The following is a 20114-nucleotide window of genomic DNA, read 5'->3' on the forward strand; positions in this document are numbered from 1 at the left end:
GGTCACGGGCGCGGGGCGCCTCGGACAAAGACGGACCACCCGATGGGATTGATGGGCACGTAAGCCTCCGCGCCCGGTGTCTCGCGGGTCACGCGGATGAGGTGGGCGGTCCGGGCCCAGTCGCGCTCGGGGCCCCACGGCTCGAAGGCCCACCGTGGATAGGCCAGCACCATCACGGCGACGCACAGGCCCGCGGCGAAGAGGGGCCGGAACCTCGCCAGCGCCGCCACCCAGAGGACGACACCCGCCGGGAGCGCGAACAGCATGTAGCGGTCCTCCACCACCCCCGGATCCCGGAACGCGCCGAACGTGGGGTACTCGGCGGATCCGGAGCGCACGTACCAGGTGAGCGGGATCAACAGGAAGACACACGCGCAGGCGGCCACCAGCAACACGCGTGGACGCGCGGGCACCCGGCGGAGGCCCAGGACGAGCACGGCGATGAACCCGCACGCCACCAGGATCCGGACCACGAGCGGCCGGCGGAAGTAGGACAGCGTCCCTCCGTCGCCCAGCACCGGGTGCAGCACGTAGCGGACGTTGAACGTGTTCCAGAGGTGCTCGGCCATGCGGGAGAGCGGCCAGTGGGCGAAGTCCGAAGCGGGCATGCCCGACTGACGGAAGAGCACCATGTTCACCCCCGCCGGCACGGTCAGCACCACCACCGCAATCCCCTCCCAGAGCACCTCACGCGCGGGCCGGCCGTCGCGCCACCGCATCACGCCACGCAGCAGGAAGACCGGCGCGAGCAACACGCTCTCGCCCGCGCTCGAGGCCGCCGCGAGCAGCACCACGCCGTCGGCGATTCCCAGCGGCCGCTCCAGGTCCTGGAGCGCCACGAGCATGGCCGCGTAGAAGAGGATGGAGTGGAGGTTGGCGAGGTTGCCCGTCACCTCCCAGGTCCCCGGCAGGAAGCAGAACGCCATGGCGGCGAGCACGCGGACGCCGTCATGGGGCACCAGCCAGCGGAAGCGGACCCGCGCGATGAGCGCGAACACCGCCGCGTCGATGGCCAGGATGACGAACGCCAGCCCAAGCGCGAACGCCTCGATGGGCAGGAACGACAGGCCCCAGGCCAGCAACCGGGGAACGATGTGCAGATAGCCCGCGTAGGGGATGAACGTGGCGCCCAGGCCGTGCGCGAGCGCATCCGTCAGGAACACCGCTCCATCTTCCGCCCACAGGTGCGCCTGGAAGAGCCGCGCGTGCGAGCGCAGCGCCAGCACCGCGAAGCACAACCCCAGCGCCGTCGCGTACGGGGCGCGCAGGCGCTCCCACCCCAGGTCGATGGGACGACGGAGCAGCTGCCCCCACCGGGAGAATGAGTCGGTCATCGCGGACGCCCCTATACCATCCGCCCCGTGCTCCCGGGGCACGACGGGGCCGGCACGGCGCCGGTCCCGCCTCCCGCCAAGGGGCTACAGCGCTTCCAGCCGGAACTGCTGGCAGTCGTTGTTGGACCAGGTCCACTGCTGGAGCAGCGTGCCGTCACCGCTGCCCTGCTGGCAGCCCGTCACGTCCAGCACCTTGCCGCTGTGGCGCGCCTCCAGGCGGTGGTAGCCGTTGCCCAGGGCCACCGGCTTGAACTGCTGGTTGCTCCCGCCGCCGTAGGACCACTGCTGGAGCCCCGCGCCGTCCGCCGTGCTCACGTCCCGCACGTCCAGCGCCTTGCCGCTGTAGCGCGACACGAAGCGGTAGTAGCCGCTGTCCGTCGCCTCCATCGACCACTGCTGGCTTGCGCCCGTGTGGCAGGCCCACTGGTGGATGGTGGCGCCGTCCGCCGTGCTGGGGCCGTTGATGTCCATGCACCGGCTGGAGGCCTTGTTCACCAGCCGGTACGCCCCCGTGCCGCCGCCCGTGCCCTGCGCCACGGAGTAGATGGCGTTGAGCAGCGATGTGCTCCCGGACGTGTCCTGGGACAGCTCCCAGATCATCACGCCGCCGTTCTGCTTCCCCAGCTGCGTCTTCGCCTGGATGGTCGCGATGCCGTTGTAATAGACGTCCCCCACGTTGTCCTTGTAGGGCGCCTGCGAGTCGCGAGCGACGAGCTCCGAATAGCCCACGTAGCTCGACGGCGAGCGCCCGTAGAACGGCACGCCCAGCACCGCCTTCGACGCCGGCAGCCCGCGCCCCTTCCAGTAGTTCAGCGACTGGACCGCCAGGTCATACGTCGAATGCGGCTGCCCGCCGTCGTAGGCCATGATGTTGAGGAAATCGACGTCGTTGAACACGGACGCCTGCACGCCGCCGCCCGTGTAGCCGTTGGCCACCACCGCCGCCGTGAGCAGCTTGCCCCGGCTGTGCATGGCCACGCCCAGCTCGCGCATCAGCGCCGCGTAGTTGTTCCCCGACGTGCCGGGGTCCGGGTACTCCCAGTCGATGTCCACGCCGTCCAGCCCGGCCGCGTTGACGAAGTTCACCACCGAGTTCACGAACGCCGTGCGCGTGCTCGCGTTGGCCGCCATCTGCTCGAAGGCGCTGTCGTTGCCGTCGTTCCAGCCGCCTACGGCAATGAGCACCTTCACACCCTGCGCATGCGCCTGCGTCACCAGCGAGCGCAGCCGCGCGTCAGAGCTGCTCACCCCCGTGAGCCCGCCGGACGCCGTGGGCAACACGAACGCGTAGTTGATGTGAGACAGCTTCGAGTACTGCAGCGCATTCACATCCCCCGCCCACGTCGGCAGGTAGCCCACCACCCGCGTCGACAGCGCGGCCGACTCCACGTTCCCCACCGGCTCCCCGGCGACAGGCGCGTCCTCCGGGCCCGAGCAGCCGCCCAACGATGCGAGAAACACGGCGCCCAGCGCCCACGTCCGGAACGGCGTCGAGGTACGAGACACGGCAGACTCCTGCGAAGGGGTTGAACGGGCTTGACCCGTAAAACCCACTAAGCAGCTTTATCTGGAAGACTCAACGATTCATCTTCTCAGCAGCACCGGCCGCCACCGCCGCGGTAGCGGGCCTGGAGGCGGTCGTTGAAAAACTCCGCGTAGGTCATCACCGGCCTGTCCGGATGATGACGGCGCATGTGGGCGACGTAGGTGTCGTAATCCGGCACGCCAATCATCAGCCGCGCGGTGCGCACGGCCTGCCGCCAGCCGCGCTGGAGCGCCTGCGTGAGTGCGCGCCTCACGGCTTCACCGGGACGGCCGCGGCCACGTAGGGCGTCTCGTGCGACGTGGGCACCGGCGAACTCCGGGCCCGGAGCGCGGCGCGCACGCCGAAGAGGATTGTCGCCACCACCACCCCCATGAAGAACACGGTGAGGCCGGCATCCAGGTAGTCATTGTGGATGATGGCCTCCATCTCCTCCACGGACTTCGCGGGGGCGATGAGACGCCCTTCGGCCACCGCCTGGGAGAAGGCCCGCGCGTGGGCCACGAAGCTCACGCGCACGTCACCGCCGAACACCTTCTGGAAGCCGGCGGTGAGCGTGCACAGCACCAGCCACGCGGCGGGGATGCCGGGCACCCAGACGTAGCGCTCGCGCTTCATCTTCACCAGCGCCACGCAGCCCAACGTGAGCGCCACCGCGGCGAGCATCTGGTTGGCGATGCCGAACAGCGGCCACAGCGTGTTGATGCCGCCCAGCGGATCCACCACGCCCTGGTAGAGGAAGTAGCCCCAGGCGGCCACGCACAGCCCGGTGGCCAGCAGGTTCGCGCCCCAGGACTCCGTGCGCTTGAGCGGCGCGTACACCAGGCCCGCCAGCTCTTGAATCATGAAGCGCCCCACGCGCGTGCCGGCGTCCACGGTGGTGAGGATGAAGAGGGCCTCGAAGAGGATGGCGTAGTGGTACCAGAAGGCCATCATCCCCTTACCGGACACCAGCCCGTGGAGGATCTGCGCCATGCCCACCGCCAGGGTGGGCGCGCCGCCCGCGCGGGACAGGATGGTCGTCTCACCGATGTCGCGCGCCGTCTGCTCCAGCACCTCCGGGGTGATGACGAAGCCCCACTGGCTGATCGTCGCCGCCGCCTGCGCCGCTTCGGTGCCGATGAGCGCCGCGGGCGAGTTCATGGCGAAGTAGACGCCCGGCTCCAGCACCGACGCGGCGATGAGCGCCATGATGGCCACGAAGGCCTCCATCAGCATGGCGCCGTAGCCCACGAGCTTCGCGTCGCCCTCCGTGGCGAGCATCTTCGGCGTGGTGCCGGACGCGATGAGCGAGTGCCACCCGGACACCGCGCCGCACGCGATGGTGATGAAGAGGAACGGGAACAGGCTGCCGGAGAACACCGGCCCGGAGCCGTCCACGAAACGCGTCACCGCCGGCATCTTCATGTGCGGCGCCGCCAGGATGATGCCCACCGCCAAGAGCAGCACGGTGCCAATCTTGAGGAAGGTGGACAGGTAGTCGCGCGGCGCGAGCAACAGCCACACCGGCAGCACCGCCGCGCAGAACCCATAACCGATGAGCAGCCACGCCAGCGTGCGGCTGTCGAAGGTGAACCAGGGGCCCCAGGTGGCGGACTCGGAGACCTGGCCGCCCAGCCAGATGCTGAGCATCAGCAGCACGAAGCCGACGATGGACACCTCCAGCACCTTGCCGGGCCGCACGTAGCGCAGGTACAGGCCCATGGCCACCGCGATGGGGATGGTCATCGCCACGGTGAAGGTGCCCCAGGGGCTGTGCGTCAGCGCCTTCACCACCACCAGCGCCAGCACCGCCAGGATGATCATCATGATCATCAGCACGCCCACCATGGCCGTCACGCCGGCCGCGGGCCCCAGCTCCATGCGCACCATGTCGCCCAGCGACTTGCCGTCGCGGCGCACGGACAGGAACAGCGTCACGAAGTCCTGCACCGCGCCGGCCACCACCACGCCCGCGAGAATCCAGAGCGTGCCGGGCAGGTAGCCCATCTGCGCCGCCAGCACCGGGCCCACCAGCGGCCCCGCGCCCGCGATGGCCGCGAAGTGGTGGCCGAACACGACCCACCGGTCCGTGGGCACGTAGTCCAGGCCGTCGTTGCGGCGCTCGGCGGGGGTGGCGCGCGAGGGGTCCACCTGGAGCGCTTTTTCGGCAATGAAACGGCCGTAGAAACGATATCCCAGCATGAACGTTGCGACCGAGGCGACCACCAGCCAGATGGCGCTGATGGACTCTCCCCGGTGCAGCGCCACCACGCCCAGACAGAAGGCCCCGGCCAGCGCCAGGGCCACCCATCCCAACTTCCGAGCGACTCCACCCATGATGTCTCCCATCAGCGGGCAGGCCACCCCCACCCCGCGCGGGGTTTATAGCGCACGCCCCGCATCCCCCCGCCCCGCTCACGGCGGGGTGTCGGGTGGTGGAGGAAGTTGGCGCGTGGCCGTTCTCCTCGGCCTCGCGGGCCTGCTCACCGCGTGCGCCGCGCCGCATGCCGCGTCGAAGGCCAGCGCCGCGGACGCGTACGGCGTGTGGCGCTCGCGAGGCTACGGCTGGCTGCTCTCGGTGACGCCGGAGGGACTGCGCCTGCACCACGAGACGGCGGCGGGGTGCCATCCGGATCCGGCATCGTCGGCGGAGCTCGTGGAGATGTTCGGTGTGCAGGAGCCGGGGCCCTCGGCGGACGTCCGTGACTTCCTCGCCGGGCCGGGGGAGACGCGCTACCGCTTCGACCGCCTGACTGCCCTGCCCGCCAACTGCGACACGCCGCACGTGTGGAGCGCGCTGGAGATGTTCGACGTGTTCCGGGCGACCTTCGCGGAGCACTACGCCGCCTTCCCCCAGCGAGACCCGGACTGGCTGGCCCGCCTGGACGCGCAGCGCTCGCGGGTGACACCGGGCATGGACGGCCACGCGCTGTTCACCCTCTTCGCGGACGCACTCCGTTCGCTCAACGATGCGCACGTGGAGCTGATCGCGGACGATGCGTCTTCGGACACGTTGACGTACGAGCCCCGTTCCACGGGCACGTTCGCAATGTTGGAGCAGGCGGCGGTCGTGATGGGGCGTCCCGAGCGCGAGGTGCAGCGCGAATGGATGCGCGCCTACCGCGACGGCATCCTCCAGACGGTGCTGCGCGGCGAGGGACATCACGCCGCGAACCAGCGCGTCCTCAGGGGCTTCGCCGCGCCCCGCGTCGCATACCTCAACCTGCTGACGATGGGCGGCTTCGTCGCCAGCGAGGGAGAACAGACGCCCACGCTGGCCCAGGAACTGGCCGCGCTGGAGCCGGTGCTGGACGAGGCGCTGACGGCCTTCGCGGGTGCGGACGCGGTCATCCTGGACGTGAGCAACAACCGGGGCGGCTACGACGCCGTGGCCCGCGCCGTCGCGGAGCGCTTCACGGCCCAACCCGTGCGCGCGTATTCCAAATGGGCGACGGGCGCGAAGGATGTTCCGCCGCAGGTGTTCACACTCCAGCCCTCATCGCGTCCGTCCTTCCACGGGCCCGTGTACGTGGTGACGAGCGACGTCACGGTCAGCGCGGGCGAGGTCCTCACGCTGGCCCTGCGAGCGCTTCCGAACGTCGTCCACGTGGGCATGGCCACGCGGGGCGCGTTCTCCGACATGCTCGTCAAGCCGCTACCCAACGGGTGGACGGTGCACCTGTCGAACGAGCACTACGCCGACGCGCAGGGCCAGGACTTCGAGGCCCGGGGTCTGCCGCCCCAGCGTCCGCTGGACCTCTTCAAGGGCGAGGACTTGTGGCACTCGCACGCGCGCGCCATCCGTGCGCTGGCGGATTCGCTGGTGCCCCCGGAGGCGAAGCCCACGCCGTAGGAAGCAGGCAGCCTGTCACGGCGTGCCAACAAGGACGGGACGACCTACCTCTCATGCGGAAGCCTTCACCTCCGTCCAAAGAGGAGCACGTCCGATGCCGACCCGTTCCCCCACTCGCAAGAGCGTCACGCGGACGCGGCGCCTGAAGGATCCGAAGGGCGGCCTCACCGCGGCGGGCCGCGAGTGGTTCCACGAGAAGGAAGGCGCGAACCTCAAGCCCGGCGTGAAGGGCAAGGCGGACACACCGGAGAAGATGCGCAGGAAGGGCAGCTTCCTGCTCCGCCACTTCGCGCACCCGCGCGGGCCCATGGTGGATGACAAGGGCAAGCCCACGCGCCTCGCCCTGTCCGCTCGCGCCTGGGGCGAACCCGTGCCGAAGGACAGCGCTGGAGCGAAGCGGCTCGCCACCAAGGGCACGAAGCTCCTGGAGCGCTACCACGCGTCGCAGGAGCGCTCGAAGCCCGCCGCCAAACGCTCCGGTGCCAAGAAGACGCGGACCGCCGTGGCCGCCCGCCGTGCGACGGCGAGGAAGACCACGACCCGGAAGCGCGCGAAGAAGTCCTGAAGCCCCGCTCTTGCCTCAAGGCCGGAGCGTGAGAGGCACGCTCGCCCGCGGAAGCGTGACGTAGTCCGACGGTTCGAAGTGCTCCACCCGGTGGCGGAAGGCCCCGGTGGTGCCGGGCCAGAGGGCGGAGTTGCGCCCCGTGGCGTCCATGTACCAGCTCCGGCATCCCCCCTGGTTCCACACCGAGCGGGACAGTCGCGCCTCCAGCTCACGCACGAACGCGTCCTGGGCCTTTGGATCCGGCTCCACGGCGGCGGCGCCCCGGGCCTCCAGGTAGCGCAGCGCGCCCAGCACGTGCTCCACCTGGGCCTCCATCATCAACAGCACGGAGGTGTGGCCCAGGGTGGTGTGGGGCCCCTGAAGCAGGAAGAGGTTGGGGAAGCCGCTCACGGTGGTGCCCAGGAAGGCCCGGGGACTGCCCGCCCACACCTGCGCGAGCGTCCGGCCGTCCCGGCCCTGGATGTGGTGCCCCATGGGCATGTCCGTCGCCTGGAACCCGGTGCCGAAGATGAGCGTGTCCACCGGGTGGACCGCACCATCGCCGGTGACGACCGCGTCCTCGCGCACCTCGCGGATGGACGCGGTGACGACCTCCACGTTCGGGCGCGTGAGGGCCGGCAGATAGTCGTCGGAGACGAGGATGCGCTTGCACCCCATCGTGTACCGGGGCGTGAGCCGCTCGCGGAGCGAAGGATCCTTCACCCCCTTCAACATGTGCCGGAGCACCCATCGCTGCGCGAGCCGGAGGATCCATGGGTGCTGGAAGCCCAAAGCCAGGCTGTCGCGCAGGATGCGCAGCGCCCCACGAAGAAGCCACCGCGCGCCTGGCACCCACCGGTACAGGGCCTTTCGCAGGGCGCTGTTGGGTTTGTCGCCCCGGGGCAATACCCATGCGGGCGTGCGCTGGAAGAGGACGAGCCGGCCCACCTCCGGCTGGATGGCCGGCACGATCTGCACCGCCGACGCGCCCGTGCCCACCACCCCCACCTGACGCCCGGCCAGTGTGTAGCCCGCATCCCACCGCGCCGAGTGCATCACCTTGCCCTGGAAGCGCTCCAGCCCGGGCAGGGGTGGAATCACGGGCTCGCTCAACGTGCCCACCGCCGCCACGAGGACGTCCGCGGTGAGGGTGCCGTGGGATGTCTCCAGCACCCAGCGCCGCGTCGCCACGTCCCACTTCGCGCGGAGGACCGCGTGCCCGAAGCGCAGGAAGGATTCCAACTGGAACCGCCGCACACAGTCGCGCAGGTACTCCTGGATCTCCCAGCCCGGTGAGTAGGCGCGCGACCAGCCGGCGTTCGGCGCGAAGGAGAACGAATACAGCAGCGACTGCACGTCGCATGCGCAGCCGGGATAGACGTTGTCGCGCCAGACGCCGCCCACGTCGCCCGCGCGCTCCAGGACGACGAAGTCGTCGATGCCTTCCTGCTTCAACCGGATGGCCATGCCCAGCCCGGCGAAGCCCGCGCCCACGATGGCGACGCGCACGTGCTGAGGAAGACGGGAAGACACCGGACGGACCTCCTGGAAGCGATGGGGCACGGAGCCCCTGAACTTCATGCTGTGCATATTCCGCCCGCCACGGCACCCACGGGAAGGTCCGGCGGACTGGGGACGCCAGCCGAGGTGGCCCAAACCTGTCCGACTGTCGGACAGGTTCGCGCGGCGTAGGATTCCCCGCCGTGATGACGCCCCCCTCCTTCGCGCCCTGCCTGCGCACGGTCACCTCAGAGGACGAACCGTTCCTCTTCACGCTCTACGCGAGCACGCGCGAACAGGAACTGGCCGCGTGGGGCTGGCCGCCCGCGCAAACGGAGCTGTTCCTGCGCATGCAGCACCAGGCACAGGCCCGCCACTACGCGGCGACATATCCCCCGGAGGGCCACGCCATCATCGAAGTGGAGGGAGTGCCCGTGGGCCGCCAGTGGCTCGTGCGCACCTCCTCGGAGCTGCTGCTCGTGGACGTGACCCTGCTTCCCACGCGGCGGGGACAAGGCCTGGGCACGCACCTGCTGAAAGCGATTCAAGCGGAGGCGGCGCGGGCGCGCGTGCCCGTGCTGCTGCATGTCACGCGCGACAATCCGGCGCGGCGGCTCTACACCCGGCACGGCTTCACGTCCGTGCCGGGAAGCGACCCGGCGTCGCCTTACCTGGAGCTCCAGTGGCGGGCTCCGGAGGGCGACGCAAGAACCGGCGGCAGGTGAGCATGCCGGTCCCGTGAGGCCCCGCGCCTACAGACCCAGCAGCGTCTCGGGTTCCGGGGCAATGGTCTGGAGGAAGTAGCCGCCCATGCCCACGGCGGCGTCGACGTTCGTCGTCGTGCCCGGGAGGGTCCCGCCCGCGTTGCCACCACTCCCGCCACTGCCGCCACCCCCGCCGCCGGGAATGATGGTGATCGGGCCTCCCGTGGGATCCGCATTGCCACCCGCCGCGCCTCCCGCCACCGCCACGGAGCCTGTCACGCTGGGGGTCGTCGAGGAGATGAAGTGGACGATGCCGCCGCCGCCGCCGCCGCCGCCGCCTTCACCCGTGCCGCCGTTGCCGTTGAAGCCATCCGCGCCCTTGCCGCCCATCGCTTTGATGATTCCCCCCAGCGTGATGCTTCCCTTGGCCGCGACCAGCACGATGCCGCCACCGCCGCCGCCCGTGCCCACGATGGACACGCCGCCGGTCTCCGGGTTCACGCCGTCCTCACCGAACGCGTCGATGGACGCATTCACGGGGATGCGAATGTTGCCGCGCGCCGCCAGCATCAGCGCGCCGCCGCCCGCGCCACCGTCGGCATTGGAACCCGCGTAGATTCGAGCGCCAGCTCCACCTGACGCCGATTGCACCCGGCGCACCTGGGCACCCTGGAACGACGTCAGCCCCGCGCCACCGTTGTACGTGGTCGCTGCCGTCCGGGAGATGCCTGGCGGGGCCTCACCGCCGCCCAGGTCCTCTGCTCCGGGCAGCACGGTCACCTTACCGCTCACCGTGATGTCCCCGGAGGAGCGCAGCACCGTGCCGCTCGGGACGATCAGCGTTCCGGCGATGGTGATGCTGCTGAACTGGAGGTTGAACCCCGACGGCAGTTGGGCCACGCCCGTCGAAAGAGAGAGGTTCACCGTCTGGCCCACGCCCACGTTGAACGCCCCCGCCGAGCCGTCGCCGTAGAGCCCCTGCGTGCCCGCCGGTCCCTGCAGCCCCTGCGCACCCGAGGCACCCGTGGCACCCTGGGGGCCCGCGGGGCCGGTCGCGCCAGCGGGGCCGACCGCGCCAGTCGCGCCCGTGGGCCCTGCCGCGCCCGTGTCACCCTTCGGACCCGCGGGGCCCGTCGCACCAGCGGGGCCGACCGAGCCGGTCGCACCCGTGGGCCCTGCCGCGCCCGTGTCACCCTTCGCGCCAGCAGGACCGGTCGCGCCAGCAGGGCCGACCGCGCCGGTCGCTCCCGTGGGGCCTGCCGCGCCCGTGGCGCCCGTGTCACCCTTCGGACCCGAGGGGCCGGTCGCGCCAGCGGGGCCGACCGCGCCGGTCGCGCCCGTGGCCCCCGTCGGACCTGCCGCGCCCGTGGCGCCCGTGTCACCCTTCGCGCCAGCAGGACCGGTCGCGCCCACCGAGCCTGTATCGCCCTTCGCGCCCGTCGGGCCCACGGGCCCCGCTGGACCGACAGCACCCGTGTCGCCCTTCGCGCCCGTGGTCCCCGTCGGACCCGCCGCGCCCGTGTCGCCCTTCGCTCCCGCCGGACCCGTGGGCCCCGCGACGCCCTGCGGACCCATGGGGCCCATCAGGCCAATGAGACCCTGGGGCCCTGTCGCGCCCGCCGGGCCCTGCACGCCCTGAAGTCCCTGGGGACCGGGCTCGCCCGGGGCACCCGACAGGCCCTGCGGACCCTCGGGACCCACCAGGCCGGGTTCACCCGTGGCGCCCTTCTCACCTCGCGGGCCGGCCGGACCCTGGGGACCAGTCGCGCCCGCGGGCCCCGGAGGCCCTTCCGGTCCCGCCGGACCATCGCCCGTCTCCCCCGTGCAGGCGGACACCGCCAACGTCGCGCAGAGCGACAGCACACGAAAGCGCGAGAACGCCCCACGAAGGGGCACGAAAGTTCGAAGCGGCATGGACCAGGTCCTCCCCAAGGACAGACGGTGCGGCGACGTGCGGCGTAGGAAAAAGGGCCGTCACGGAACGTGAAGCTTCGCACACGCCGGGTTGGTTTGCCTGATGACGCGCCGCGGTCTTTCATCAGGGGGACTGCCCATGGTCTGTTCGCTGGCTCACACCAGCCGTCACACCAGGGGGCACCATGTCCACGCCGTACGTTGGGCAGATCATCATGTTTGGAGGCAACTTCGCGCCGAAGGGTTGGCTCTTCTGCGACGGCACGCTGCTGTCCATCGCGCAGAACCAGGCGCTCTTCGCCATCCTGGGGACGACCTACGGCGGCAACGGAACGACGACGTTCGCGCTGCCGGACCTGCGCGGCCGCTTCCCCATGCAGCCCGGCCAGGGACCCGGTCTCACGCCGCACTCGCTGGGCGAGATGGCCGGCCAGCAGCAGGTGACGCTCATCTCCCCCCAGATGCCCGCGCACACCCACCCGCTGATGGCCAGCATGCAGGAGGGAAACACGGAGAGCCCGGAGGGCGCGTACCTCGCGGCCGTCCCCCTCGGCACCACCCCCGCGCCGTATGTCACGACCCCCAGCACGGTGATGGGCCACCAGGCCGTGGGCATCGCTGGCGGCAACCAGCCGGTGCCCATCGAGAACCCGTACCTCTGCGTGAACTTCATCATCGCGACGGAAGGCGTCTTCCCCTCGCGCGGCTGAGCTTCACGGCAGGAGGACGCCGCGCCAGGAGCACGGCCCCTCCTTCGCGCTTCAGGCGCCCACCACTTCCGCACGGGTGATGCGGTCCAACCGGAAGTGGCGCCGCTCCCCGGACGCCAGGTCCACCGCGTCCAGCCGCGTCTCGTGCCGGTCCATCACCACGGACTCGATGCGCACCTCGCGCACCGTCTCCAGGAAGTTGCCGTCCACGTAGGTGATGCGCAGCGGCTGCCGCTCGAACCACGCGCGCTCCAGCGCCTCGCGCACGGGCTTGCGCGTGGGCAGGGACGGCACGCCCAGGAAGGTCAGCTCGCGCAGCCGGGCCAAGAGCTCCCGCTGCGCGGACGTGGACAGCGCCGAGCGCACCTTGTCGAGCGCCGACTCCAGCGTCCCCGTGAAGGGCAACAGCCGCATGTCGATGGCGAATCTCCCCAGCGCCACCACCAGCGCCGCCTCGCGCGCGGTGAAGTTCACCGGCGGCAGGCTGTAGCCCCGGTCCAGCGCGTAGCCGCCGCCCCGGCCCCGCTCCGCGCCCACCGGCAGCGCCGCGGCGCGCAACGCGTCCAGGTCCCGGTAGATGGTCCGCACCGTCACGCTGAAGCGCTCCGCCAGCACCTCCGCGGTGACGCCGGTGCGGCGGCCCCTCAGGTATTCGGCGAGGGCGAAGAGTCGCTCGGTGCGCTGCATGACGGTGAATCCTGACATACCGCTGTCAGCCGGGGGCCTCAAGCTCACGCAGAGGCACCCGCGATGCGAAGCCCTTCCGACAGCGCCACGCCGCTCCTGTCCGCCCACCCTTGCGAAGCGGGCCCCCGCGCGCCTATGAGCGCCAGGAGCAGCGCCCGCGCGCCGCGCCTTCCGTCCCCTGAGTCCCCGCCCATGGTCCCGCCGCCCCATCCGCTGGAGGACGAGTGGTTGTGGGGATGGGACCCCACGCCGGGCATCGTGTCCGTCTGGGCGGAGCCGGACGGGCGAGCCTTCATCTGGAAGCGGCAGCCGGGCACGCACACGCGGCTGCGCGAGGACGCGAGGTACCGGCCCTGGGTGTTACTCGCGTCGCTCCAGGACCTGGAGCACCTGGGGGACGCGCTCCGCCCAGAGGGCCTACCGCCGGTGCCGGGCGCGATGACTTTCCGTGAGCTGGAGGGCCCCGGCGCGCTGCGCTTCCTCGTCAGCGCGGATGACGGCCGCGCGCTGGCGTCCGCGGTGCTCAAGGGCGCATCGAAGCGGTTGGACCAACGCGTGGGCCACCTGCGCGACCTGGGCCCGGCCGCAGCGCTGGTGCTGCCTCCAGAGGAGCAGTACCTGGTGGCCACCGGCCGCACGTACTTCCGCGACCTGGTCTTCGACGACCTGAGAAGGCTCCAGTTCGACCTGGAGACCACCGGGCTGGACCCATCCAGGGACCGCATCTTCCTCGTGGCGGTGAGGGATGCGGACGGCCGCGCGGAGACGCTGGAGGTGACGGCGGACGGCGACGCGGGCGAGGCGGACCTGCTGCGCCGGCTGGTCGCGCGCATCCGCGAGGCCGACCCCGACGTGGTGGAGAACCACAACCTGCACGGCTTCGACCTGCCCTTCCTGGACCAACGCGCGAAGCGGCTGAACGTGTCGCTGGCGCTGGGCCGAGCGGGACTGCCGGGCCTGCGCCACCGCCCCTCGGCGAGAGGCGCCGCGCTGAACCGGGGCCCTGGAGGCCGTGACGCGGACGCCATGCGCCGCGCGCGCTACACCGTCCCCGGCCGCGAGTTCATCGACACGCTGGACGCCGTGCGCCGCCATGACTTCGCCGCCCGCGACCTGCCCGGCCACGGCCTCAAGGCGGTGGCGCGGCACCTGGGCCTGTCCGGGCCCGACCGTGAGCTCATCCCCGGCGCGCGCGTGCACGATGTCTTCCTGAAGGATCCGGAGCGCGTGCGCCGCTACGCGCGCGAGGACGTGACGGAGGCCGCGGGGCTGGCGCACCTGTTGGGCGGCGCGGCGTTCGCGCTCGCGCGCATGGCCCCCCGGCGCTACGAGCGGCTGGCGGACGCGGGCCCGGCGACGGGCGTGTTGGATCCGCTGCTGGTGCGCGCCTACGTGCGCTCGGGCGCGGCGCTGCCCGGGCACGAATCCGGCGACGGCACGTCCCACAGCGGCGCCGCGCTGCACCTGTTCGCCACCGGCGTCGCGCGCCACATCGTGAAGGCGGACGTGGCCAGCCTCTACCCGTCGCTGATGCGCCAGTACCGCATCGGGCCGAAGCGCGACCGGCTGAACGCGCTGCTCGCGCTGGTGGACCGGCTGGTGGATCAGCGCCTGGACGCGAAGGCCAGGGCGAAGAAGGCCCCGCCCGGCTCACAGGAGCGCCACACGCACGAAGCGATTTCGGCGGCGATGAAGATCCTGATCAACTCCGCCTACGGCTACCTGGGCGCGGTGGGCCTCACCCGCTTCTCGGACGTGCACGCCGCCAACGAGGTGACGCGGCGCGGACGCGAGCTGCTGGGCCTGATGTGCCGCGAGCTGGCGCACCGGGGCGTGACGCTGCTGGAGGCCGACACGGACGGCGTCTACTTCGCGGTGCCGGAAGCCTGGACGGAGGTCGACGAGCGCCGCGTGGTGTCGGAGGTCGCGGCCCTGCTGCCGCCGCGCGTGAAGCTGGAGTTCGACGGGCGCTACGCCGCCATGCTGTCGCACGAACCGAAGAACTACGCGCTCCAGCCCTACGCCGGCCCCCTGCTGCTGCGCGGCGTGGCCTTCCGCTCCAGCCGCGCGGAGCCCTATGGAGAGGACTTCCTGCGCCGCTCCCTCCAGCACCTCCTGGCCGGCGACGTGCGCGCCGTGCGCGACACGTACGAGGACGCGGTGATGGCGCTCAGGCGGCGCCAGGTGCCCACCTTCGAGGTCTCCGCGCAGGTGCGGCTGACCAAGTCCCCCTCGCAGTACCTGGCCACGCGCAAGCAGCGCAGGGAACTGCCGTACGAAGCGCTGCTCACGAACGGCCGCGAGCACTGGTCCCTGGGCGAGCGCGTGCGCATCTACCGCGCCACCGGCGGCCGCGCGGGCCTGCTCCCGGAAGCGCTCACCGAGGACGGCGAACCCGCCCCGCGCCCCGCTCCGGGTGAGCCCACGGGCGACGACACGCGCGACTACGACGTCGAGTACTACGTGCGCCTGCTCAAGGACTCCTTCGCGGCCCGGCTCGCGCGAGGCCTGGCCCCGGAGGACTTCGCCACCGTGTTCGCGGACCCGGATCAGCCCTCCCTCTTCACCCCGTCCCTCGCGGACGCGCGGCCCGTGCTCAACGTCGTGAGAGAGCCCAGAGGCCCGGAGTTCGGTGAGGACACGCAGGTGGTTGGAGCCCCGCCCTTCTCACCGTGACTGGAACCCTGCCGTGTCCCGGTTGCTCCGGGAGTCAGTGGGAGGCTTCTGCTACGTTGCGTCAACTTCGATGGCCTTCTCGTTGATGAAGCGTCTCCCGCCGCGCGCGCTGGTGGTTCCCGGCACCGTGGCCCTGCTGCTCCTGCTTCCCTGGCTCATCTATTGGAGCGCGGTCATCCACCGGTATGGCCTGCGTGACGACTACGCCATCCTGCGCGAGGCGCGCGAGGAGCCGGGGAAGATCCTCCGTTTCTGTGCGTCGCAGGGCCGCCCGCTCTACGGCTGGATGCTGGAGGCGTCCGCGAAGGCGGCCGACGGCATCGACGGGCTGGTGGGGCTGCGTCTGATGGGCGTGGCCGGCCTGGGCGTGCTCGCGGCGGCGGTGTTCCTGCTGCTGCGCAAGGAGGGCTGGAGGCCGGGCTCCGCCGCGCTGCTGGCCGGGTTTCTCACGGTCACGCCGTCCGCGCAGGTCATCGCCAACTGGAGCATCTGCTGGCCGCAGGCCCTGGCGCTGATGCTGGGCCTGGGCGCGTTCGCCTTCGCCCGCCGCGCCATCGGTCCGCCGGGAGCGGAGGCCCCCGTCCGGTGGCCGTACGCGCTGGCGGCGGTGGGGACCATGGCCACCGCGACGCTCATCTATCAGGTGAGCGGCCTGTTCTCCGCGGTGCTGCTGGCGGCGTCGCTGGTGGTGCACCGCGACGTGTCGCTGAAGGACACCGCGCGCTGGATGCTCAAGCACCTGCTGGTGATGGTCGCGGGCCTGGCGCTCGCGTACGCCGTCACCCAGGTGCTGTTCAAGACGGGCGTCTTTCCGCCCTCGCCCCGGCTCAGCTTCGAGAAGCACTGGGTGGACAAGACCGTCTGGGCGCTCACGCACGTGTTCCCCAACGCGCTCGCGCTGTCCGCGCTCAACGAGGCGCCGGGGGGCGACATGGACGGCTACCGGGCCATGGTGGTGCTGACGCTGACGCTGCTGGGCATGGGCATCGCTGTGGAGGGGCGCCGCTCGGGACTCGGGGGCGTGGGGCGCTGGCTGCTGGCGCTGGTGACGCTGTCGGGCGCGGCGTACTCGGTGAGCTTCCTCGCCGGGGAGCGGTGGCCCACCTACCGCACGCTCAACGCGCTCACGGGTGTGTGGGCCGTGTTCTTCGCCGCGTCGCTGGGGAACCTGGGCACCATCTGGCCCAGGCATGGCCCGCGCGTGGCCACGGGCCTGCTCACCGCGTTCGTGGCCTTCAGCGCCCTGCTCGCGCACGAGCAGTCCCTGGAGCTGTTCGCCCTGCCCCAGGGCCGGGAGCTGGCGGTGATGGAGCAGGGCGCGAGCCTCGTCGTCCCGGACAAGAAGCCGCGCGTCTTCGTCCTCACGGCGAAGCAGTCGGACTCCACCGCGCCCTTCCACTACCTGGACGAGTTCGGCTCCGTCTCCGTGGACGCGGAGTGGGTGGCCAAGGAGATGCTCAAGGCCCTGGTGAAGGAGCGCTTCCCCCGCGAGCGCGACGTGAGCGGCCTCTACCGCTTCGCCGCCGGTCCGGTCGCCCCGGAGCCGCGCAACTACGACATCCTCATCGACATGCGCCGCCAGCACGTGAGCGCCGTGAGCCCCATCCTCCAGAAGCCCCGCTAGCGCTCCCCACGCCTCAGGGGAACCCCTGATGCGTACGCTCGGCTCCCACCCGGTTTTCCGGGGAGATTCACGCGTCCGCGAGCAACCGGCACGGGCCGGTGCAGGATCGCTCCCACCGGCGGCGTGAATCCGGGTAATGAATCGAGGAGTGAGCTCCACCGCTTCCGCTTCCGCATGTCCCGGGGGCAGCCCCGTCCCGCGTCGCGGAAGCGGGCCCGGCTCCCTCCTGACGGCAGGAGATGCCCGCTGATGGGCGGTGAACGTCCGGTGCGGCATGACTGGGTGTACCTGGGCGCCAACTGGGCGGAAGCCCTGCGCTCTCCCATGATCCCGGACGTCCTCGTGCACGTCACGGCGTGGCGGGCTCAAGGCCGGCCCTTCGCCGTCTCCCGCCAGGACCTGCCGGACCGGGAGGACGACCTGCGCCTGGGGCTCACCCTGCCCGACCGCCGCCACCTGTCGCTGCACGTGGCCCTGTCCGCCGTGGAGCGCCACCTGCCGCCACCCACGGTGCAGGAGGTGCGCGCCACGGCCCCCGCGGCCTGGGGCCCTGCCCTGGACGACGTCATCGCCCTGGGCAGCGCGCTGGATTTGACGGTGGGTGTGTTCGGTTCGCTGGCCTGGCAGCACCGCTCGGGCGTGCCCTTCTTGCGGCCGCTGTCGGACGTGGACCTGCTTTTCTCCCCCGCGCGCTGGTCGGACGTGGAGCGGCTGCTGTTCGGGCTGGAAGCGGTGTCCCGGCGCCACTCGGTGGTGCGCCTGGACGGCGAGGTGCTGCTGCCAGACGGCGGCGCCGTGTCCTGGCGCGAGCTCGCGCTGGAGCCCGAGCGCATCTGGGTCACCGGACCCCGCGGCGCCAGCCCCCGCACGCTCCGCGAACTGCGCGCCCTCTTCCCCTCCGAGTCCTGAAACACTCGGGGGAAGCACGCGCCGCGTGAATACGCGCGCCCGCCGCCACGTCACGCAAGCCACCGTCACAACCCGTTTCCACCGCCCATTTCGAATGACTCGCGGGGTCTCTCACGCACCGCGCGACACACGGGCGCGCCATCTCCCTGGACAAACCCGGAAGAACGTGAAGGTCGAGGCCCCATTGCGTCTGTCATCAACAAGAACGTGGGGTTGCAACGACCGTAGGGCAGGCGGAAGGGCGGGCTCCCGGCGCCCGGCCCGCTCGGGCCAGGGGCCCAATTGTCACCCTGTGAATGGTTTGGTAAAGGTTGTCTTTGGGGGCGATTGGGGCCTCTCCGTCACGATGATGGGATTCTCCGTACAGCGCTGGGCCGCCTGGGCCCCCGGACTCGTCAACCCTGCTTCCTGGGAAACGTGGCTCGCGACCCCGCATCCGCTCCCCGCGGAAGGCACGCCCGCACTCGCGGCGATGCCCGCGATGATGCGCCGCCGGGTGGACCGGCTGGGCCGCATCGCATTGCAGGCGGCCTATGACGCGCACGTGGACGCGCCGGACGCGCCCGTCATCTTCGCATCGCGTTATGGCGACCTGGGCCGCTCGGTGGAGCTGCTCACGCAGCTGGCGCGCACGGAGCCGCTGTCGCCCACCTCCTTCAGCCTGTCGGTGCACAACGCCATCGGCGCGCTCTACTCCATCGCGCGCGGGGACACGTCCGCCTACGCCGCCATCGCCGCGGGTGAGGAGACGGTGGAGGCCGCCTTCACGGAGGCCTGCGGCCTGCTGTCGGACGGCGTCCCCCGGGTGATGGTCGTCGTCTACGACGAGCCCGTGCCCACGCCGTGGGAACACTTCTCCCGGGACGTGGCGTTTCCCCACGCATGGGCCTGCCTCCTCTCCGCCAGCACGGGCGCGGACGCCATCCACCTGGACTGCGCGGACAGCGCCCCAGACTCGCCCGCCGCGCCGTTGGATGCGGCGGAGCTCCCGGCGGACCTGCGCGCCCTGCGCTTCCTCGTCTCCGGCGCCTCGCGGTGGGAGCACGCGACGGGCGGCCGGTGTTGGCGGTGGGCGCGTCATGCTTGAGAAGCTCGACCGGCCGTGGCGCATCTTCGCCACCGGGTTGTCCTTCGCCACCTTCGGGCTGGGGGGGCTGGCGCTGCGGCTCCTCTACTTCCCGCTGCTCATGCTCTTCGTGCGCGAACCGAAGCGGCAGCAGCGGCTGGCGCGGCTCGCGGTGCACTACACGTTCCGCTTCTTCGTTGGCTACATGCGCGCGCTGGGCGTGCTGCGCTATGAGTTGCAAGGCGTGGAGAAGCTGTCGCGCTCCGGGCTGCTCATCCTGGCCAACCACCCGTCGCTCATCGACGTGGTGTTCCTCATCTCGCTGGTCCCCAACGCGGACTGCGTGGTGAAGGCGAGCCTGGCGAACAACCCGTTCATGCGCGGCCCCATCCGGGCGACGCGCTACCTGTGCAACGACTCCGGGCCCGGGCTCATCCAGGACTGCATCGCGTCCGTGAAGGCCGGCAACAACCTCATCATCTTCCCGGAGGGCTCGCGCACGCCGCTCGACGGGACCATGCAGTTGCAGCGCGGCGCCGCCAACATCGCGGTGCGCGGCCCCTGCGACATCACGCCGGTCATCATCCACTGCGCGCCGCGGGGCCTCACCAAGGGCATGCCCTGGTGGAAGGTGCCGGAGCGGCCCATGCACTACGTCATCCGCGTGGAGGACGACATCCCCGTGTCGGCCCAGGACGCGGACGCGGGCGAGGCGGCCAGGGCCGCGCGCCAGCTCACCACCCGTTTGCACGACCATTTTTCCAGGGGGAGCCAGGGACATGTTGGAGCTTGAGCAGGAAATAAAGCGGCTGGTCATCGACACGTTGAACCTCGAGGACCTCAAGCCGGACGACATCGATCCGGCGGCGCCGCTGTTCGTCGAAGGGCTGGGGCTGGACTCCATCGACGCCCTGGAGCTCGGCCTCGCGTTGCAGAAGTCCTATGGCGTCGTGCTGGCGAGCGACTCCAAGGAGAATCGCCGTCACTTCGCCAGTGTTCGGGCGCTCGCGGACTTCGTCAGCACCCACCGCACCCGTTCCTAAGCAGCCCCCTTCAAAAACAAAGCGA

17 protein-coding genes are annotated in these 20114 nt (G+C 71.2%); 10 read left to right on the forward strand and 7 right to left on the reverse strand.

Annotated features, from left to right (window positions below):
• Window positions 1-2 precede the first annotated feature (2 nt).
• The 4 genes from D7X30_RS15030 to D7X30_RS15045 form a co-directional block, all read right to left on the reverse strand.
• Window positions 3-1334 (reverse strand): hypothetical protein, encoded by a 1332-nt coding sequence (locus D7X30_RS15030; protein WP_120563593.1) that lies wholly within the window; start codon window positions 1332-1334, stop codon window positions 3-5.
• Window positions 1335-1418: 84 nt separating this feature from the next.
• Window positions 1419-2840, reverse strand: coding sequence for an RICIN domain-containing protein (locus tag D7X30_RS15035; protein ID WP_120563594.1), 1422 nt, complete (start codon window positions 2838-2840; stop codon window positions 1419-1421).
• 86 nt (window positions 2841-2926) lie between these two features.
• Window positions 2927-3133: a YbdD/YjiX family protein gene (locus D7X30_RS15040; RefSeq protein WP_120563595.1), complete on the reverse strand. Its 207-nt coding sequence runs from the start codon at window positions 3131-3133 to the stop codon at window positions 2927-2929.
• On the reverse strand, window positions 3130-5196 hold the full coding sequence (locus tag D7X30_RS15045) for a carbon starvation CstA family protein (RefSeq protein WP_120563762.1): 2067 nt from the start codon (window positions 5194-5196) through the stop codon (window positions 3130-3132). Before D7X30_RS15045 ends, D7X30_RS15040 begins: the two co-directional genes overlap by 4 nt.
• A 115-nt stretch (window positions 5197-5311) precedes the next feature.
• Here D7X30_RS15045 and D7X30_RS15050 point away from each other — a divergent pair, with 115 nt between their 5' ends.
• Together D7X30_RS15050 and D7X30_RS15055 are read left to right on the forward strand one after the other, a co-directional pair.
• Window positions 5312-6712 carry a S41 family peptidase gene (locus tag D7X30_RS15050; RefSeq protein ID WP_158619269.1) on the forward strand — a complete coding sequence of 467 codons (1401 nt, stop codon included), beginning with the start codon at window positions 5312-5314 and terminating at the stop codon, window positions 6710-6712.
• 94 nt (window positions 6713-6806) lie between these two features.
• Window positions 6807-7277: a DUF6321 domain-containing protein gene (locus D7X30_RS15055; protein ID WP_120563596.1), complete on the forward strand. Its 471-nt coding sequence runs from the start codon at window positions 6807-6809 to the stop codon at window positions 7275-7277.
• 15 nt (window positions 7278-7292) lie between these two features.
• On the opposite strand, the gene D7X30_RS15060 is transcribed toward D7X30_RS15055, so the two are convergent.
• A complete protein-coding gene (locus tag D7X30_RS15060; protein ID WP_233591568.1) occupies window positions 7293-8789 on the reverse strand; it encodes an NAD(P)/FAD-dependent oxidoreductase in 1497 nt (498 codons plus the stop codon).
• A 173-nt stretch (window positions 8790-8962) separates the two neighbouring features.
• On the opposite strand from D7X30_RS15060, the gene D7X30_RS15065 reads away from it, so the two are divergent.
• Window positions 8963-9481 (forward strand): GNAT family N-acetyltransferase, encoded by a 519-nt coding sequence (locus D7X30_RS15065; RefSeq protein ID WP_120563597.1) that lies wholly within the window; start codon window positions 8963-8965, stop codon window positions 9479-9481.
• Between the two features lie 27 nt (window positions 9482-9508).
• Here D7X30_RS15065 and D7X30_RS43625 read toward each other — a convergent pair whose 3' ends face one another.
• Complete coding sequence (locus D7X30_RS43625; RefSeq protein WP_120563598.1) at window positions 9509-11374, reverse strand: collagen-like protein; 1866 nt, start codon at window positions 11372-11374, stop codon at window positions 9509-9511.
• Window positions 11375-11559: 185 nt separating this feature from the next.
• Between D7X30_RS43625 and D7X30_RS15075 the strand changes: the two genes are divergently transcribed.
• Window positions 11560-12084: a phage tail protein gene (locus D7X30_RS15075; protein WP_120563599.1), complete on the forward strand. Its 525-nt coding sequence runs from the start codon at window positions 11560-11562 to the stop codon at window positions 12082-12084.
• 51 nt (window positions 12085-12135) lie between these two features.
• On the opposite strand, the gene D7X30_RS15080 is transcribed toward D7X30_RS15075, so the two are convergent.
• Window positions 12136-12771 (reverse strand): YafY family protein, encoded by a 636-nt coding sequence (locus tag D7X30_RS15080; protein ID WP_120563765.1) that lies wholly within the window; start codon window positions 12769-12771, stop codon window positions 12136-12138.
• A gap of 192 nt (window positions 12772-12963) precedes the next feature.
• On the opposite strand from D7X30_RS15080, the gene D7X30_RS15085 reads away from it, so the two are divergent.
• The 6 genes from D7X30_RS15085 (at window position 12964) to D7X30_RS15110 (ending at window position 20089) form a co-directional block, all read left to right on the forward strand.
• A complete protein-coding gene (locus tag D7X30_RS15085) occupies window positions 12964-15447 on the forward strand; it encodes a ribonuclease H-like domain-containing protein (RefSeq protein ID WP_120563600.1) in 2484 nt (827 codons plus the stop codon).
• Window positions 15448-15532: 85 nt separating this feature from the next.
• Entirely contained in the window at window positions 15533-17071 is a 1539-nt protein-coding gene (locus D7X30_RS15090; RefSeq protein WP_233591591.1) for a hypothetical protein, read from the forward strand.
• 249 nt (window positions 17072-17320) lie between these two features.
• Window positions 17321-17980, forward strand: a complete 660-nt coding sequence (gene mdcG, locus D7X30_RS15095) for a malonate decarboxylase holo-[acyl-carrier-protein] synthase (protein ID WP_158619270.1) — start codon at window positions 17321-17323, stop codon at window positions 17978-17980.
• A 346-nt stretch (window positions 17981-18326) separates the two neighbouring features.
• Window positions 18327-19067: a beta-ketoacyl synthase chain length factor gene (locus D7X30_RS15100; protein WP_233591569.1), complete on the forward strand. Its 741-nt coding sequence runs from the start codon at window positions 18327-18329 to the stop codon at window positions 19065-19067.
• Window positions 19060-19839, forward strand: a complete 780-nt coding sequence (locus D7X30_RS15105; RefSeq protein WP_120563603.1) for a 1-acyl-sn-glycerol-3-phosphate acyltransferase — start codon at window positions 19060-19062, stop codon at window positions 19837-19839. Before D7X30_RS15100 ends, D7X30_RS15105 begins: the two co-directional genes overlap by 8 nt.
• On the forward strand, window positions 19826-20089 hold the full coding sequence (locus D7X30_RS15110; RefSeq protein ID WP_014398640.1) for a phosphopantetheine-binding protein: 264 nt from the start codon (window positions 19826-19828) through the stop codon (window positions 20087-20089). The genes D7X30_RS15105 and D7X30_RS15110 overlap by 14 nt, the downstream gene beginning before the upstream one ends.
• Window positions 20090-20114: the final 25 nt, after the last annotated feature.

Source organism: Corallococcus sp. AB011P, assembly GCF_003611605.1.
GTDB classification, from domain to species: domain Bacteria; phylum Myxococcota; class Myxococcia; order Myxococcales; family Myxococcaceae; genus Corallococcus; species Corallococcus coralloides.